Below are 16,744 nucleotides of genomic sequence, written 5' to 3'. Positions count from 1 at the left end.
GCATTTTATTAGCAGGATGTACACAATGAAGCAAAAGAGTTATGCAGCCGTTTCTGCTTCCACAGGAACAATCACGCTGGCGTGATTGCCTTTCGGCCCCTGGTGAACATCAAACCGAACGGATTGCCCGGCTTTTAGCGTTCTGTAACCATCCATCTGGATGGTGGAGTAATGGGCGAAAATGTCTTCGCCGCCGCCCTCAGGGCAAATGAAACCGAACCCTTTGGCATTGTTGAACCACTTAACAGTACCCATTTCCATACTTCGACATCCTTCGTAAATCTTTATAAGTAAGATGGAATGAACCGGTAGGGAGTCACGAGTTGTACAATTGCTCGCCAACTCTCGCCAGTACAATTTAGAGAAATACGGAACTGCGTCAAGCAATTGACGAGGGTGGACGGTGAAAAATGCGTCAAAATTTGAAGCAGTTAACGCTATTGCTGGGGAATGTGACAGGCGTCGCGGATGGAAGCCATAGATGATAGTTATCTATGATCTATTGTAGATTTGTAATGTGCATAACCTCAGATCATCGACAGGCCGCGGCCTGTTGGCAACAGCAACCGATGACGAACATTGACGATGAGTAAGAGAGATTGGCTGGACTTCGATCAACTGGTAGAAGATGAAGTTCGTGATGCGCTTAAACCACCATCTATGTATAAAGTGATATTAGTCAATGATGACTACACTCCAATGGAGTTTGTTATTGACGTGTTACAAAAATTCTTTTCTTATGATGTAGAACGTGCAACGCAACTGATGCTCACGGTTCACTATGAAGGTAAGGCGATTTGCGGCGTTTTTACCGCCGAAGTCGCGGAAACCAAAGTCGCTATGGTGAACCAGTACGCCAAGGAGAACGAGCATCCATTGCTGTGTACGCTAGAGAAAGCCTGATTACAGGCATGAAAATTGGGGGAGGTGCCTATGCTCAATCAAGAACTGGAACTCAGTTTAAACATGGCTTTCGCCAGAGCGCGCGAGCACCGTCATGAATTTATGACCGTCGAGCACTTGTTGCTGGCTTTGCTCAGCAACCCCTCGGCACGCGAAGCGCTGGAAGCCTGTTCCGTGGACCTGGTCGCTTTGCGTCAGGAACTTGAAGCCTTCATCGAACAGACCACTCCCGTCCTTCCGGCTACGGAAGAAGAGCGAGACACCCAGCCGACGCTAAGCTTCCAGCGCGTGCTGCAGCGTGCGGTTTTCCACGTCCAATCCTCCGGTCGCAGCGAAGTGACCGGCGCTAACGTACTGGTCGCGATTTTCAGCGAGCAGGAGTCGCAGGCCGCCTATCTGCTGCGTAAACATGAAGTCAGCCGCCTTGATGTGGTGAATTTCATCTCTCACGGCACGCGCAAAGACGAGCCCAGCCAGCCTTCGGAAAACAATGCGAGCCAGCCGGGTAACGAAGAGCAAGCAGGCGGGGAGGATCGTATGGAAAACTTCACCACCAATCTCAACCAGCTTGCGCGCGTAGGCGGTATCGATCCGCTGATCGGCCGTGATAAAGAGCTGGAGCGTGCTATTCAGGTATTGTGCCGCCGCCGTAAGAACAACCCGCTGCTGGTGGGAGAATCCGGCGTCGGCAAGACCGCGATTGCGGAAGGGCTCGCCTGGCGTATCGTCCAGGGCGACGTGCCGGAAGTGATGGCGGATTGCACTATTTACTCGCTGGATATCGGTTCGCTGCTGGCAGGAACCAAATATCGCGGCGATTTTGAAAAACGCTTTAAAGCGTTGCTGAAACAGCTTGAGCAGGATACCAATAGCATCCTGTTTATCGATGAGATCCATACCATCATCGGCGCAGGGGCGGCCTCCGGCGGCCAGGTTGATGCGGCTAACCTGATTAAACCGCTGCTGTCCGGCGGCAAGATCAGGGTGATTGGCTCCACGACCTACCAGGAGTTCAGCAACATCTTCGAAAAAGATCGTGCCTTAGCGCGTCGTTTCCAGAAAATCGACGTGACCGAGCCTTCTGTCGAAGAGACGGTGCAGATCATCAACGGCCTGAAACCGAAGTATGAAGCGCACCACGATGTGCGTTATACCGCCAAAGCGGTGCGTGCGGCGGTCGAGCTGGCGGTGAAATACATCAACGATCGCCATCTGCCGGATAAGGCGATTGACGTGATCGACGAAGCGGGCGCGCGGGCGCGGCTGATGCCGGTCAGCAAGCGTAAGAAAACGGTCAATGTGGCGGATATCGAATCCGTGGTTGCGCGCATCGCGCGTATTCCGGAGAAGAGCGTCTCCCGCAGCGATCGCGATACGCTGAAAAACCTTGGCGACCGCCTGAAAATGCTGGTCTTTGGTCAGGATAAAGCGATTGAAGCGCTTACCGAAGCCATCAAAATGGCGCGTGCCGGGCTTGGACATGAGCATAAACCGGTTGGGTCCTTCCTGTTCGCCGGGCCGACCGGGGTTGGGAAAACTGAAGTCACCGTGCAGCTGGCGAAAGCGCTGGGTATTGAACTGCTGCGGTTTGATATGTCCGAGTATATGGAACGTCATACCGTCAGCCGTTTGATTGGCGCCCCTCCGGGATACGTCGGTTTCGATCAGGGCGGGCTGTTGACCGATGCGGTTATCAAACATCCGCACGCGGTACTGCTGCTTGATGAGATCGAAAAAGCGCATCCGGATGTCTTCAATATCCTGCTGCAGGTGATGGATAACGGTACGCTGACAGATAACAACGGCCGTAAAGCGGACTTCCGCAACGTGGTGCTGGTGATGACCACCAACGCCGGGGTGCGTGAAACCGAGCGTAAATCGATTGGTCTTATTCAGCAGGATAACAGCACCGATGCGATGGAAGAGATCAAAAAGATCTTTACGCCGGAGTTCCGTAACCGTCTCGACAACATCATCTGGTTCGATCACCTCTCTACCACCGTGATCCATCAGGTAGTCGATAAGTTTATCGTCGAACTGCAGGTACAGTTGGATCAGAAAGGCGTATCGCTTGAAGTGAGTCAGGAAGCGCGTGACTGGCTGGCTGAGAAGGGCTATGACCGGGCAATGGGCGCGCGTCCAATGGCGCGGGTGATTCAGGACAACCTGAAGAAACCGCTGGCAAACGAGCTGCTGTTTGGTTCGCTGGTGGATGGCGGCCAGGTCACCGTTGAGTTGGATAAAGCCAACAATGTGCTGACCTACGGCTTCCACAGCGCGCAGAAGCACAAACCGGAAGCGGCGCATTAATAAATTCTGAATAGTTCAGTGATAAAGACCGGGTTGGTGACAGCCCGGTCTTTTTTTATCGCTCAGGTCAAATGTCCGGATATGACGGGAGTTTATCGTTAAACTCGGCGCGTAGATCGCGAAAAAGGGCAAAACGACACCCTGGCGTTGGTAAAAGCGCCGGAAAACTCAGCCTGCGTGCGGGAAGCGGAAATGAAAAGACCGGGCAGGAGCCCGGCCTTCAGCATCTGACGCCTTAGCGGCGGAAACAATTAGCGACTACGGAAGACAATGCGGCCTTTGCTCAGGTCGTACGGGGTCAGCTCAACAGTCACTTTGTCGCCCGTCAGAATGCGGATGTAGTTTTTACGCATTTTACCGGAAATATGCGCAGTTACCACGTGACCGTTTTCCAGTTCTACGCGGAACATAGTGTTAGGCAACGTTTCAAGTACGGTGCCCTGCATTTCAATATTGTCTTCTTTGGCCATCTAGTCCTCTGGGGTATCACTACCGTAGTTTTGAACCGGCAAGATAATGCCGAAGTTCAGCAAGTATGTAAAGTTTTACGTATACCCAAAACAGTTCGCGTCGCAGGCTGGCGGTAAATAATTGCGCGCAGCCAGCGCCTGCAGCTTAAAACATGACGGGTATAAATCGCCGAAGTAGTTTTGGCGCATTGCCCGGAATACACGCGGTAAAACCACATGACAGGCGCAAACGTAAAGGGCAGTGACAGAACGATGGGCGTTATCTGACTCTTAATATTCCCAAACGGCGGCGGGGCAACAGGCAGAAGCTACTCTACCGCGCAATTATACCACCGCGCTAAGAAATGTGCTGAAAACATTTATCCATTACCGGTAAATAGCACCCTTGGTACCCAAAATCGCTCCGGTAATCGATAGGTGCGTAATACGGAAAGGTAATCGAGATAATCGCGGCGCGGGATTTCAATCGCTCCTAAAGAGGCGGTATGCGCGTTAAGAACCTGACAGTCAATTAATCTGCCACCGTCCTGGGCAAAAGCCTGACAGAAGATCATTAGCGCGGTTTTGGAGGCATTTTCCGCCCGGCTGAACATCGACTCGCCGCAAAACAGCGCTCCCTGCGCCACGCCATACATGCCGCCGACCAGCCTATCCTCATCCCATACTTCGATGGAGTGAGCATGACCGAGTTCATGTAACTGGTGATAGGCCTGAACGATACCATGGGTGATCCAGGTGCCTTCATCGCGATGGCTGGCGCAGCCCTCGATAACCTGGCCGAAGGCGTGATTGAGCGTCACCCGATAGGGCGAACGTTGATGGAAACGTTTCATGCTCCGGCTATAGTGGAATTGCTCCGGCCACAGTACGGCGCGTGGATCGGGCGACCACCATAAAATAGGGTCGCCGGGAGAAAACCATGGAAAAATACCGCGCTGATAGGCCATCAACAAACGGGCTGGGCTGAGATCGCCACCCAGCGCCAGCAGGCCATTTGGTTCACGCAGAGCGCCTTCCGGGGAAGGGAAGGCGATAGAGTCACGAGAGAGCTGAACCAGACGCATTTTTGACCTCAATACGCACCAGCAATTGTTGACAATAATAGCTTACAGACGTTGCTTAAACTGGTAATAACGGCCCTGTTTCGCCAGCAGCTCTGCGTGACTACCTTGCTCAATAATTTGGCCGTTGTCCATGACTATTATCTGATTAAAACGCGCCAGCCCGCGCAGACGGTGAGTGACCATCAACACGGTTTTATCGCGCATCACTTCACTAAGTAAATCAAGGATCTGGCTTTCCGTTGTTGCATCCAGGCCTTCGGTGGGTTCATCAAGCAGCATCAGCGGCGCATCGTGCAATAGCGCGCGGGCGATAGCCAGTCGACGTAATTCGCCGCCGGAAAGCTGACGTCCGCCTTCGCCAAGCCAGCTATTCAGGCCGCTATCTTCAAGCAATTTCTCCAGGCCGACTCGCGCCAGGATATCGGCAAGCCTGGCGTCGCTGACCTGCGGCGCGGCGAGCAGCAGATTATCGCGCAGCGTCGCGCTGAAGAGATGCACCCGCTGCGGCACGACGCTCATCGCCTGGCGCAGTGTCGTTTCAGACAGCTCGCTAAGTGGCTGGCCATTTAGCTGAATCTGACCGTTGGCCGGATCCCAGGCGCGGGTCAATAGCTGCAGCAGAGTCGATTTACCGCAGCCGGTACGGCCAAGAATGGCGATATGCTCGCCTGCCGCGACCTGCAGAGAAATATCTTTTAGCGCCGGGGCCGACTGCTGCGGGTAGCTGAAGGTTACCTCATTCAGGGTAAGCGCTACCTGGGAGAAGCTTTGCGGCGCCTGCTGGCTGAACGTCACCTCGGGCTGCTGCTCGGTAATCTGTGTAATGCGGCGAGCGGACGCGATGACCTGGCCGAGATGTTGGAAGGCGCCGGTGACCGGCGCCAGCGCTTCAAATGCCGCTAAGGCGCAGAACACGAAGAGGGCGATCAGCGCCCCCGGCTGGCTATTACCGCCAACGCCTTCGGAGGCCATCCACAGCATGGCGATCACTGCGATGCCGCCAATCAGCAGCATCAGCGCCTGCGACAGGGCGGTGAGCTCAGCCTGGCGGCGCTGCGCCTCCTGCCAGCGCTGTTCCGTTTTTTCCATCTGTTTACGGTAGCGATCGCTGGCATTAAACAGCATTAACTCGGCTTGCCCCTGTAGCCAGGAGGTGAGTTGCTGGCGATACTGCCCGCGGAGCTGGGTGATCTGCTCCCCGGTCGGCTTACCAGCACGGTAAAACAGCGGCGGCAGCAGGAGTAGCGTCGCCAGCATAATTCCGCCAAGCGTTAGCGCCAGGGTGACATCGAGTACGCTTAAGCCGATGGTCACCACCAGGATGACCACCAGTGCACCAACCAGCGGCGAGATCACGCGCAAATAGAGGTGATCCAGCGTATCGACATCTGCCACGATGCGGTTGAGCAGCTCACCCTGACGAAAACGCGCCAGCCCGGCAGGGGAGAGCGGCAGTAGTTTGCTAAACGTGGCGACGCGCAGGTGCTGCAATACCCGGAAAGTGGCATCGTGGCTCACCAGACGCTCAAAGTAGCGGCCGGCGGTACGAATAATTGCCGCGCCGCGAACGCCTGCGGCAGGCAGCATGTAGTTAAAACTGTAAATCCCGGCGACCCCGACCACCGCAGAGGCCGACAGGAACCAGCCGGAAAGCGTTAATAGCCCGATACTTGCCAGCAGAGTGACGATAGCCAGCACCACGCCGAGGGTCAGCAGCCATTTGTGGCGTTTGTATAGCGCCAGATAGGGTAACAGTGCGCGCATTTAAATTTCCTCCTGGCGATGGGCTAACAGTGAGGCAAACGCGCCTCCAGCGGCAGAAAGCTGCGCATAGCCGCCTTGCTCGACAATCTGACCATCCTGCATTACCCAGATAGCATCCCACTCGGCCAGTCCTGCCAGTTGGTGAGTAACCATCAGCGTGGTCTGCTGGGTAGAAGCGTTAGATAGCGCCTGCATCACACGCTGTTCGCTGTGAGCGTCAAGGCTGGCCGCTGGTTCATCAAGCAGCAACAGGCGGCACGGCACCAGCAGCGCGCGCGCAACGGCAATACGCTGAGCCTGGCCGACCGAGAGGCCGCCAGCCTGATCGCCTAACGGGGTATTAATACCTTGTGGCAATTGGGAAATAAATTCGCTGACCCAGGCCTTATCCAGGGCTAGCTGCAGTTGCGCTTCCGTGGCTTCTGGCCACGCTAGCAGCACGTTTTCACGCAGCGTGGCGGCGGGCAGTTGCGGGTTTTGACCGACCCAGCTAATTAGCCGGCGCCAGCGTTCAGCATCGAGATCGCGCAGCTCCACGCCGTTAACCTGTAGCGAACCTTCATAGGGAAGAAAGCCTGTCAGCGTATTCAGCAGCGAGCTTTTACCGGAACCGCTCTGGCCGACCAGGACCACGCGCTCGCCAGCGTTCAGGGTGAAACTCAGCGGGCCTGCCAGCGTTTTGCCATCCGGCGATTTCACCATCAGATCGCGGGCTTCGAGGCGAATCAGTTCATGATCGCTTAGCGTTTTCTCGCCCCGTTCAGCCTGCGCCAGCGGCGTTTCCATAAAAGTCTTCAGGCTATCCGCCGCGCCAATGGCCTGCGCCTTGGCATGGTAAAATGTGCCTAAATCACGTAGCGGCTGGAAAAACTCCGGGGCCAGAATCAGGGTTAAAAAACCGGACATCAGCGTGACGCCGACGCCGTAGTGGCCGAAGTCGAGCTCGCCGAGGTAGGAAAAACCGAAATAGACCGCCACCAGCGCGATAGAGAGCGAGGTAAAGAATTCCAGCACGCCGGAGGAGAGAAAGGCCAGACGCAGGACTTCCATCGTCCGCTGGCGGAAATCCTGCGACGCATCGCGGATATTGTTAATTTCCGCCTCGCCGCGGTTGAACAGGCGTAGCGTTTCCATGCCGCGCAGACGGTCGAGGAAGTGGCCGCTAAGGCGACCGAGCGCAAGGAAATTGCGCCGGTTAGCATCGGCGGCGCCCATCCCGACCAGCGCCATAAAGAGCGGGATCAGCGGGGCGGTGCCGAGTAAAATTAGCGCGGCTGCCCAGTTGCTGGGGAAGATAGTGATAACAATCAGCAGCGGCACGCAGGCGGCCAGCGTCATCTGCGGCAGATAGCGCGCGTAGTAATCATGCATATCGTCGATTTGCTCAAGGATGAGCGTCGCCCAACTGCCGGCGGGTTTTCCTTGAATCCAGGCCGGGCCCGCCTGCTGAAGACGGTCAAGCACCTGGCGGCGAATTTCATAACGGATATGCTGGCCGGCGTGGAAGCCGACGCGTTCGCGTAGCCACACCACCCAGGCGCGCAGGATCAGCACCAGCGCCAGCAAGGTAAACGGCAGCAGCAGCGCCGTCGCCGGGATATTTTCCATTATCATTCGGTGAAGTATTCGCGCCAGGAACCACGCCTGAGCGACGATCAATAGACCGCTCACGACGCCCAGCAGGCGAGAAATCATCAACCAGCGACGGGAGATAATGCTTTTTTCTTTTAACCAGCGGGTTAACTCTTGTTGACGGGTTTTATTCATTGCGCGCTTAGCAGGTGTCGTTATGAGATTTTTGGGCACGGCAATGTTACAACGGGGCAAAAATAAAGGCGACTTTTCGTCGCCTTCTTTACCTTTGTTACTGACTTGTAAAGATTATTTGCAAGCGTCAGCTAACCCATCCAGATAGCGTTCCGCGTCCAGCGCCGCCATACAGCCGGTGCCGGCGGAGGTAATCGCCTGACGGTAGATATGGTCCATCACGTCGCCCGCGGCGAACACGCCAGGGATACTGGTTTGCGTGGCGTTGCCGTGGATGCCGGATTGTACTTTGATATAACCGTTTTCCAGCGCTAACTGACCTTCAAAGATAGCGGTGTTCGGGCTGTGTCCAATGGCGACAAACAGACCGGCGACGTCCAGCGTTTCAACGTTATCGCTATTTTTAGTATCGCGCAGACGTAGTCCGCTGACGCCCATCTGGTCGCCGGTGACTTCTTCCAGGGTGCGATCGGTGTGCAGCACGATATTGCCGCTTTCCACTTTATCCATCAGGCGCTTGATCAGGATTTTTTCCGCACGGAAGGTGTCGCGACGGTGGATCAGATGCACTTCAGCAGCGATGTTGGACAGATACAGCGCTTCTTCAACCGCCGTGTTGCCGCCGCCGATGACCGCGACTTTCTGGTTACGATAGAAGAAACCGTCGCAGGTGGCGCAGGCAGAGACGCCGCGTCCTTTGAAAGCTTCTTCAGAAGGCAGACCCAGATAACGGGCGGAAGCGCCGGTAGCGATAATCAGCGCGTCACAGGTGTACTCGCCGCTGTCGCCGACCAGGCGGAACGGACGGTTCTGCAGATCGACGCTGCTGATATGGTCGAAAATAATTTCAGTTTCGAACTTGGTGGCATGCTCGTGCATACGTTCCATGAGCAGCGGACCGGTCAGATCGTTTGGGTCGCCTGGCCAGTTTTCCACTTCAGTGGTGGTGGTCAGCTGACCGCCTTTTTCCATGCCGGTGATCAGCACCGGCTGCAGGTTTGCGCGCGCAGCATAGACCGCCGCGGTATATCCTGCAGGTCCAGAACCTAGAATAAGCAGTTTACTGTGTTTGGCTGTGCCCATGAGATCCCCATATTTTATTGGCATACATTGGGCTGGATTGTAGGGAATTTGCGGGCGTAAAAAAAGAGCGTAGCGATTTTGTTAACGATATGTGCAATAGAACCCGCCGATGGATTGGCGATTTAACGAGCGGAAAATATAATTAATTCTACTGTTAGCGCTCTGATTATAAGATGAAAACATGAGATTCAGAGGGGGTTGATGATGAATATCTGGCATCTTGTACTAAAAATCGATGTTTTGCTTTGACAATCCCCTGTGCTTTTGCGAAAACATTCATGGAAGAAGAAAAGCAGTGTTTCGCGTGCGGCGAATGTTCATGCACGCAAATGCCATTTTTATCCGGGTCAGCGAAATCTACGCATGGTGTGGACAGACGCCATGCGTGATGTCGGTGACTGCCATCAGGCAACGGGCTTCTCACGTACCCCTGGGTTACTCAACGTCGTACGGGTAATAACGGGATGGGCTCTGGCAGTGAAGGCGCAGAGTCAGAACAGGAGTAGGGAAGGAATACAGAGAGACAATAATAATGGTAGATAGCAAGAAACGCCCTGGCAAAGATCTCGACCGCATCGATCGTAACATTCTGAATGAACTGCAAAAAGACGGGCGTATTTCCAACGTCGAGCTTTCCAAACGGGTGGGACTTTCTCCGACGCCTTGCCTTGAGCGCGTGCGTCGACTGGAAAGACAGGGTTTTATTCAGGGCTATACGGCGCTGCTCAACCCGCATTATCTGGATGCATCACTTCTGGTATTTGTTGAGATTACTCTGAATCGTGGTGCGCCGGATGTGTTTGAGCAATTTAACGCCGCAGTACAAAAACTTGAAGAAATTCAAGAGTGTCACTTGGTATCCGGTGATTTTGACTATCTGTTGAAAACCCGCGTACCGGACATGTCAGCGTATCGTAAATTGCTGGGCGAAACCCTGCTGCGCCTGCCGGGCGTAAACGACACCCGTACCTACGTGGTTATGGAAGAAGTCAAGCAGAGTAATCGTCTGGTAATCAAGACGCGCTAACACGGAACAGGTGCAAAATCGACGTAGTTTGATTACACTCCTGTTAATCCATACAGCAACAGTGCCGGGGAGACCCGGCGCTGTTGTCCGTTTTAGCAGCAGGCAGGAAATTGCCTGATACCTGGAGAGCCTTTCTTGAGCCAGGAATACACCGAAGACAAAGAAGTCAAACTAACGAAGCTAAGCAGCGGGCGCCGCGTTCTTGAGGCGTTACTCATCCTTTGCTCTCTTTTTGCCATCTGGCTGATGGCGGCATTACTGAGCTTTAATCCATCCGATCCCAGTTGGTCACAGACCGCCTGGCATGAGCCTATCCATAATCTGGGCGGCATGCCCGGCGCGTGGCTGGCGGACACGTTATTTTTCATCTTTGGCGTAATGGCCTACACCATCCCCGTGATCATCATCGGCGGCTGCTGGTTTGCATGGCGTCATCAGGAAAATGACGAGTATGTCGATTACTTCGCTGTTTCGTTGCGCCTGATCGGCGCGCTGGCGCTGATCCTCACCTCCTGCGGCCTGGCGGCAATTAACGCCGACGATATCTGGTATTTTGCCTCCGGCGGCGTCATTGGCAGCCTGCTTAGCACCACCTTACAACCCTTGCTGCACAGCAGCGGCGGCACTATCGCCTTGCTCTGTATCTGGGCCGCGGGTTTAACACTGTTTACCGGCTGGTCATGGGTCAGCATTGCCGAGAAACTCGGCGGCGCAATCCTTTCTATTCTGACCTTTGCCAGTAATCGTACCCGTCGGGACGATACCTGGGTTGATGAAGGGGAATATGAAGATGATGAATATGAAGATGAAGAAGACGACGATACCGCACAGCCGCGGGAATCGCGTCGCGCCCGCATCTTACGCAGCGCGCTAGCGCGTCGTAAGCGTCTGGCGGAAAAGTTCGCCAACCCGATGGGGCGTAAAACCGATGCCGCGCTGTTCTCCGGTAAACGAATGGATGATGCGGAAGCAGTACAATACAGCGCCAGCGGCGCGCCTGTCGCTGCGGATGATGTCCTGTTCTCAGGCGCCAGCGCCGCGCGTCCTGGCGATTTAGACCCTTACGATCCGCTACTGAACGGCCATACGGTGGCCGACCCGATCGGCGCCGCCTCCGCCGCTGTCGTTGCGCCGCAGGCATGGGCGGAGCAGGGGACAGGTCAGGCATACCAACCGGAGGCCGCTCACCTGCAACCACCGGTGTATCAGCCTGAATATGCGCCGCAGCAGCCGCCGGTTTATCAACCGGAAGCCGCGCATCCTCAGCAGCCGGCGTATCAGCCTGAGTATGCGCCGCAGCAGCCGCCGGTTTATCAACCGGAAGCCGCGCATCCGCAGCAGCCGGCGTATCAGCCGGAATACGCGCCGCAGCAGCAGCCGGTTTTCCAGCCGGAAGCCGCGCATCCACAGCAGCCAGCGTATCAGCCTGAGTATGCGCCACAGCAGCCGCCGGTTTATCAGCCGGAAGCCGCGCATCCACAGCAGCCGGCGTATCAGCCTCAGTATGCGCCGCAGCAGCCGCCGGTTTACCAGCCGGAATCCGCGCATCCACAGCAGCCTGTGTATCAGCCTGAGTATGCGCCGCAGCAGCCACCGGTTTACCAGCCGGAAGCCGCGCACCCGCAGCAGCCGATATACCAGCCTGAACCGGCTGTTCAACAACCTGTTTATCATCAGGAACCGGCGCCAGCCGCTGAGCCTGAGACTCCTCAGGAAGAAACTAAACGCCCGCCGATGTACTACTTCGAGGAAGTCGAAGAGAAGCGCGCGCGCGAGCGTGAGTTGCTTGAATCCTGGTATCAGCCAATCCCTGAACCGGCGAGCCCGGTGGCGACCAAACCGATCACCACCCCGGCTGCCCCATCCAAACCGTCAGTTGATGCCGCCGCCGTGACGGCCGTCGCCGCAGGCGTTCATCAGGCCACCACTTCTGGCAGCGCAGCCGCAGCCGCCTCAGTGGCGTCAACCGCCGCTGACGCAGCGCCAGTTTTCAGCCCGGCATCCAGCGGCCCGCGGGTACAGGTAAAAGAAGGCATTGGTCCGAAATTGCCGCGTCCGAATCGCGTCCGTGTGCCGACGCGTCGGGAGCTTGCTTCCTATGGCATTAAGCTGCCGTCTCAGCGTATTGCTGAAGAGCGCGCGCGTCGGGCCGAGCTTGAACATCATTACGATAATGAGCCGCTGAGCGACGAAGAAGCCGATGCGTTGGAACAGGACGAGCTGGCGCGTCAGTTTGCCGCTACCCAGCAACAGCGCTATGGCGAGTCCTGGGAATCCGAAAGCGATGAGCAGGACGAAGACGCTGCCGCTGAAGCCGAACTGGCGCGCCAGTTTGCCGCGACCCAGCAGCAGCGCTATGCCAGCGAGCAGCCGCCGGGAGCCAATCCCTTCTCACCGGCGGACTATGAGTTCTCGCCGATGAAAACGCTGGTCAATGATGGTCCAAGCGAGCCGTTGTTTACGCCGACGCCGGAAGTGCAGCCCCAGCAACCGGCTCAGCATTATCAACAACCGGCAGCCGCGCCACAGCAGGGTTATCAACCTGCGCAGCCGCCCGTACACCATCAGCCGGTAGCGCCGCAACCGCAGGCTTATCAACCTGCGCAGCAGCCAATGCAGCAACAACAGCCGGTTGCTCAGCAGCCCGCGCCGTCGCCGCAGGATAGCCTTATTCATCCGCTACTGATGCGTAATGGCGACAGCCGTCCGCTGCAAAGACCAACAACGCCGCTGCCGTCGCTGGATCTCTTGACGCCACCGCCGAGCGAAGTTGAACCTGTTGATACCTTTGCGCTTGAGCAGATGGCGCGTCTGGTCGAAGCGCGTCTCGCCGATTTCCGCATTAAAGCGGATGTGGTGAACTACTCGCCGGGTCCGGTGATCACTCGTTTCGAGCTGAACCTCGCGCCGGGGGTGAAGGCCGCGCGTATCTCTAACCTGTCGCGCGACCTTGCGCGTTCGCTGTCGACCGTGGCGGTGCGTGTGGTGGAAGTTATTCCGGGTAAACCTTACGTTGGCCTGGAATTACCGAACAAAAAACGCCAGACCGTATACCTGCGCGAAGTGCTCGATTGTCCGAAATTCCGCGAGAACCCATCGCCGCTTACCGTGGTGCTGGGCAAAGATATCGCCGGCGATCCGGTGGTGGCCGATCTGGCGAAAATGCCGCATCTGCTGGTTGCCGGTACCACTGGTTCGGGTAAATCGGTCGGCGTGAACGCCATGATCCTCAGCATGCTCTATAAGGCGCAGCCGGAAGACGTTCGTTTCATCATGATCGACCCGAAAATGCTTGAGCTGTCGGTGTACGAAGGTATCCCGCATCTGCTGACGGAAGTTGTCACCGACATGAAAGACGCCGCCAATGCGTTGCGCTGGAGCGTCAATGAAATGGAGCGCCGTTATAAGCTGATGTCGGCGCTGGGCGTGCGTAATTTGGCGGGCTACAACGAGAAGATCGCTGAGGCCGCACGCATGGGACGCCCGATCCCGGATCCTTACTGGAAACCGGGCGACAGTATGGACGCCGTGCATCCGGTGCTGGAAAAACTGCCGTACATCGTGGTGCTGGTGGATGAATTCGCCGATCTGATGATGACCGTCGGTAAGAAGGTGGAAGAACTGATTGCGCGTCTGGCGCAGAAAGCGCGCGCGGCGGGTATTCACCTGGTGCTGGCGACCCAGCGTCCGTCGGTTGACGTGATTACCGGTCTTATCAAGGCCAACATTCCGACGCGTATCGCCTTCACCGTATCGAGCAAGATTGACTCGCGTACCATCCTTGACCAGGGGGGCGCAGAATCGCTGCTGGGCATGGGGGATATGCTCTATTCCGGGCCGAATTCCACCATGCCGGTTCGTGTCCATGGCGCATTTGTCCGTGACCAGGAAGTACACGCCGTGGTGCAGGACTGGAAAGCGCGCGGTCGTCCGCAGTATGTTGACGGTATTACCTCTGATAGCGAAAGCGAAGGCGGTGGTGGCGGCTTTGATGGCGGGGAAGAGCTGGATCCGCTGTTCGATCAGGCGGTCAACTTCGTAACCGAGAAGCGCAAAGCCTCGATCTCGGGGGTGCAGCGTCAGTTCCGTATCGGTTATAACCGCGCGGCGCGTATCATTGAGCAGATGGAAGCTCAGGGGATCGTCAGCGAGCAAGGCCATAACGGTAACCGTGAAGTCCTGGCACCGCCGCCCTTCGAGTAAGTGCAAAGTTCGGTAAATAAGCGCAAAATCAGCCTGTTCTGCTATTCCGTTGCTCTCAACGGCTCTACAGTAGGGACAGAACAGGCTCCCGCGTCGGGAGTGACGCACAATAAGGATCAACAATGAAGAAACTTGCCATCACCTGTGCATTATTGTCTGGCTTCGTGGTAAGCCAGGTTTGGGCAGACGCTGCCGGCGACTTAAAAAGCCGTCTGGATAAAGTCAGCAGCTTCCATGCCAGCTTCACTCAGAAAGTGACCGACGCAAGCGGTAATGCCGTGCAGGACGGGCAGGGCGATTTGTGGGTGAAACGCCCGAATCTGTTCAACTGGCATATGACCCAGCCGGATGAAAGTATTCTGGTATCGGATGGGAAAACGCTGTGGTTCTATAATCCGTTTGTGGAGCAGGCAACCGCGACCTGGCTGAAAAACGCGACCAGCAACACGCCGTTCATGCTGATCGCCCGCAACCAGTCAGCGGACTGGCAGCAATACAACATCAAACAAAACGGCGATGATTTTGTGCTGACGCCGAAAAGCGGTAACGGCAACCTCAAGCAGTTCACAATCAATGTGGGCCGTGACGGTACTATCCATCAGTTCAGCGCCGTCGAGCAAGACGACCAGCGCAGCAGCTACCAGCTGAAGTCGCAGCAGAATGGCGCCGTCGACGCATCTAAGTTCACTTTTACGCCGCCGCAAGGGGTGACGGTGGACGATCAACGTAAGTAGAGGCGAATGTGAGCAACTTTTCGCTCGATTTTTCCGATAATGCATTTCAACCTCTGGCCGCCCGTATGCGGCCAGAAAATTTAGCGCAGTACATTGGCCAGCAGCACCTGCTGGCGCCGGGTAAACCGCTGCCGCGGGCGATTGAGGCAGGGCATCTGCACTCGATGATCCTGTGGGGGCCGCCGGGCACCGGTAAAACTACCCTTGCGGAAGTGATCGCTCGCTACGCCAATGCTGATGTCGAGCGTATCTCGGCTGTTACATCTGGCGTCAAAGAGATCCGCGAAGCTATCGAACGTGCGCGGCAAAATCGCAACGCTGGTCGACGCACTATCCTGTTTGTTGATGAAGTGCATCGTTTCAATAAAAGCCAGCAGGATGCCTTTCTGCCGCACATCGAAGACGGCACTATTACTTTTATTGGCGCGACGACCGAAAACCCGTCATTCGAACTTAATTCCGCTTTGCTCTCCCGCGCCCGAGTCTATTTGCTCAAATCACTGACCACGGACGATATCGAGCAGGTGCTCAACCAGGCAATGAGCGATAAAGCGCGAGGCTACGGTGGGCAAGATATTATCCTGCCGGATGAAACCCGCAAAGCGATTGCCGAGCTGGTCAACGGCGATGCGCGCCGGGCGTTGAACACGCTGGAAATGTTGGCCGATATGGCTGAAAACGACGATTCAGGCAAGCGAGTGCTGAAAGCGGAACTGCTTACCGAAATTGCCGGCGAGCGTAGCGCGCGTTTTGATAATAAAGGCGACCGTTTTTACGATCTTATATCCGCGTTACATAAGTCCGTACGCGGTAGCGCGCCGGATGCGGCGCTGTACTGGTACGCACGGATTATTACCGCAGGCGGCGATCCGTTGTATGTTGCTCGCCGTTGTCTGGCTATCGCGTCTGAGGATGTCGGCAACGCCGATCCTCGCGCCATGCAGGTAGCCATTTCCGCGTGGGATTGTTTTACTCGCGTTGGGCCGGCGGAAGGTGAGCGGGCTATCGCTCAGGCGATTGTTTATCTGGCCTGTGCGCCGAAGAGCAACGCGGTCTACACCGCCTTTAAGGCCGCGCTGGCCGATGCCCGCGATCGCCCTGATTACGACGTGCCGGTACATTTACGCAATGCGCCGACCAAACTCATGAAAGAAATGGGCTATGGTCAGGAGTACCGCTACGCGCACGATGAACCTAACGCCTACGCCGCTGGCGAGCAGTATTTCCCGCAGGAAATGGCGCAAACGCGCTATTATCAGCCAACAAACAGGGGGCTCGAGGGCAAAATCGCTGAAAAGCTCGCCTGGCTTGCCGAACTGGATCAAAATAGCCAGATAAAACGCTACCGCTAATTGTGGCGTTGCGGTAAGGTTATTACCTATATTTCCGTGGCCGTAGTTTGCGGCCATTTTTCCTATT

Annotated in this window: 12 protein-coding genes; 6 read left to right on the top strand and 6 right to left on the bottom strand. The window is 56.1% G+C overall.

Translation table 11 applies throughout. From position 1 onward, the window contains the following. Positions 1-39: 39 nt before the first annotated feature. Positions 40-261 (bottom strand): cold shock-like protein CspD, encoded by a 222-nt coding sequence (cspD, locus tag ABLU78_RS21985; protein ID WP_015367495.1) that lies wholly within the window; start codon positions 259-261, stop codon positions 40-42. Positions 262-585: 324 nt separating this feature from the next. Between cspD and clpS the strand changes: the two genes are divergently transcribed. Together clpS and clpA are read left to right on the top strand one after the other, a co-directional pair. Continuing rightward, entirely contained in the window at positions 586-903 is a 318-nt protein-coding gene (clpS, locus tag ABLU78_RS21980; RefSeq protein ID WP_015367494.1) for an ATP-dependent Clp protease adapter ClpS, read from the top strand. A 30-nt stretch (positions 904-933) separates the two neighbouring features. Next, a complete protein-coding gene (gene clpA, locus ABLU78_RS21975; RefSeq protein WP_015367493.1) occupies positions 934-3,213 on the top strand; it encodes an ATP-dependent Clp protease ATP-binding subunit ClpA in 2,280 nt (759 codons plus the stop codon). 251 nt (positions 3,214-3,464) lie between these two features. Here clpA and infA read toward each other — a convergent pair whose 3' ends face one another. From infA to trxB, 5 genes are all read right to left on the bottom strand, one after another. Further along, on the bottom strand, positions 3,465-3,683 hold the full coding sequence (infA, locus tag ABLU78_RS21970) for a translation initiation factor IF-1 (protein WP_001040187.1): 219 nt from the start codon (positions 3,681-3,683) through the stop codon (positions 3,465-3,467). A gap of 359 nt (positions 3,684-4,042) precedes the next feature. Further along, positions 4,043-4,747: a leucyl/phenylalanyl-tRNA--protein transferase gene (gene aat / locus ABLU78_RS21965; protein ID WP_015704873.1), complete on the bottom strand. Its 705-nt coding sequence runs from the start codon at positions 4,745-4,747 to the stop codon at positions 4,043-4,045. A 42-nt stretch (positions 4,748-4,789) separates the two neighbouring features. Next, positions 4,790-6,511, bottom strand: coding sequence for a cysteine/glutathione ABC transporter ATP-binding protein/permease CydC (cydC, locus tag ABLU78_RS21960; protein WP_032707682.1), 1,722 nt, complete (start codon positions 6,509-6,511; stop codon positions 4,790-4,792). Further along, positions 6,512-8,278 carry a cysteine/glutathione ABC transporter permease/ATP-binding protein CydD gene (cydD, locus tag ABLU78_RS21955; RefSeq protein ID WP_046883511.1) on the bottom strand — a complete coding sequence of 589 codons (1,767 nt, stop codon included), beginning with the start codon at positions 8,276-8,278 and terminating at the stop codon, positions 6,512-6,514. 114 nt (positions 8,279-8,392) lie between these two features. After that, complete coding sequence (gene trxB / locus ABLU78_RS21950) at positions 8,393-9,361, bottom strand: thioredoxin-disulfide reductase (protein WP_015367489.1); 969 nt, start codon at positions 9,359-9,361, stop codon at positions 8,393-8,395. A 532-nt stretch (positions 9,362-9,893) separates the two neighbouring features. Between trxB and lrp the strand changes: the two genes are divergently transcribed. From lrp to rarA, 4 genes are all read left to right on the top strand, one after another. Beyond that, positions 9,894-10,388, top strand: coding sequence for a leucine-responsive transcriptional regulator Lrp (gene lrp / locus ABLU78_RS21945; protein ID WP_000228469.1), 495 nt, complete (start codon positions 9,894-9,896; stop codon positions 10,386-10,388). Between the two features lie 135 nt (positions 10,389-10,523). Then, positions 10,524-14,591 (top strand): DNA translocase FtsK, encoded by a 4,068-nt coding sequence (gene ftsK, locus ABLU78_RS21940; RefSeq protein ID WP_048228602.1) that lies wholly within the window; start codon positions 10,524-10,526, stop codon positions 14,589-14,591. A 122-nt stretch (positions 14,592-14,713) separates the two neighbouring features. After that, on the top strand, positions 14,714-15,325 hold the full coding sequence (gene lolA, locus ABLU78_RS21935; protein WP_015367486.1) for an outer membrane lipoprotein chaperone LolA: 612 nt from the start codon (positions 14,714-14,716) through the stop codon (positions 15,323-15,325). Between the two features lie 8 nt (positions 15,326-15,333). Further along, positions 15,334-16,677 (top strand): replication-associated recombination protein RarA, encoded by a 1,344-nt coding sequence (gene rarA, locus ABLU78_RS21930; RefSeq protein WP_048228603.1) that lies wholly within the window; start codon positions 15,334-15,336, stop codon positions 16,675-16,677. The last annotated feature ends 67 nt before the right edge of the window (positions 16,678-16,744 follow it).

Origin of the sequence: Klebsiella sp. JN_Kp122 (assembly GCF_040062085.1) — a bacterium.
In the GTDB taxonomy this organism is placed as follows: Bacteria; Pseudomonadota; Gammaproteobacteria; order Enterobacterales; family Enterobacteriaceae; genus Klebsiella; species Klebsiella aerogenes.
Note: the sequence above shows the minus strand (reverse complement) of the source record. Positions and strands in the feature narration are given on the sequence as shown.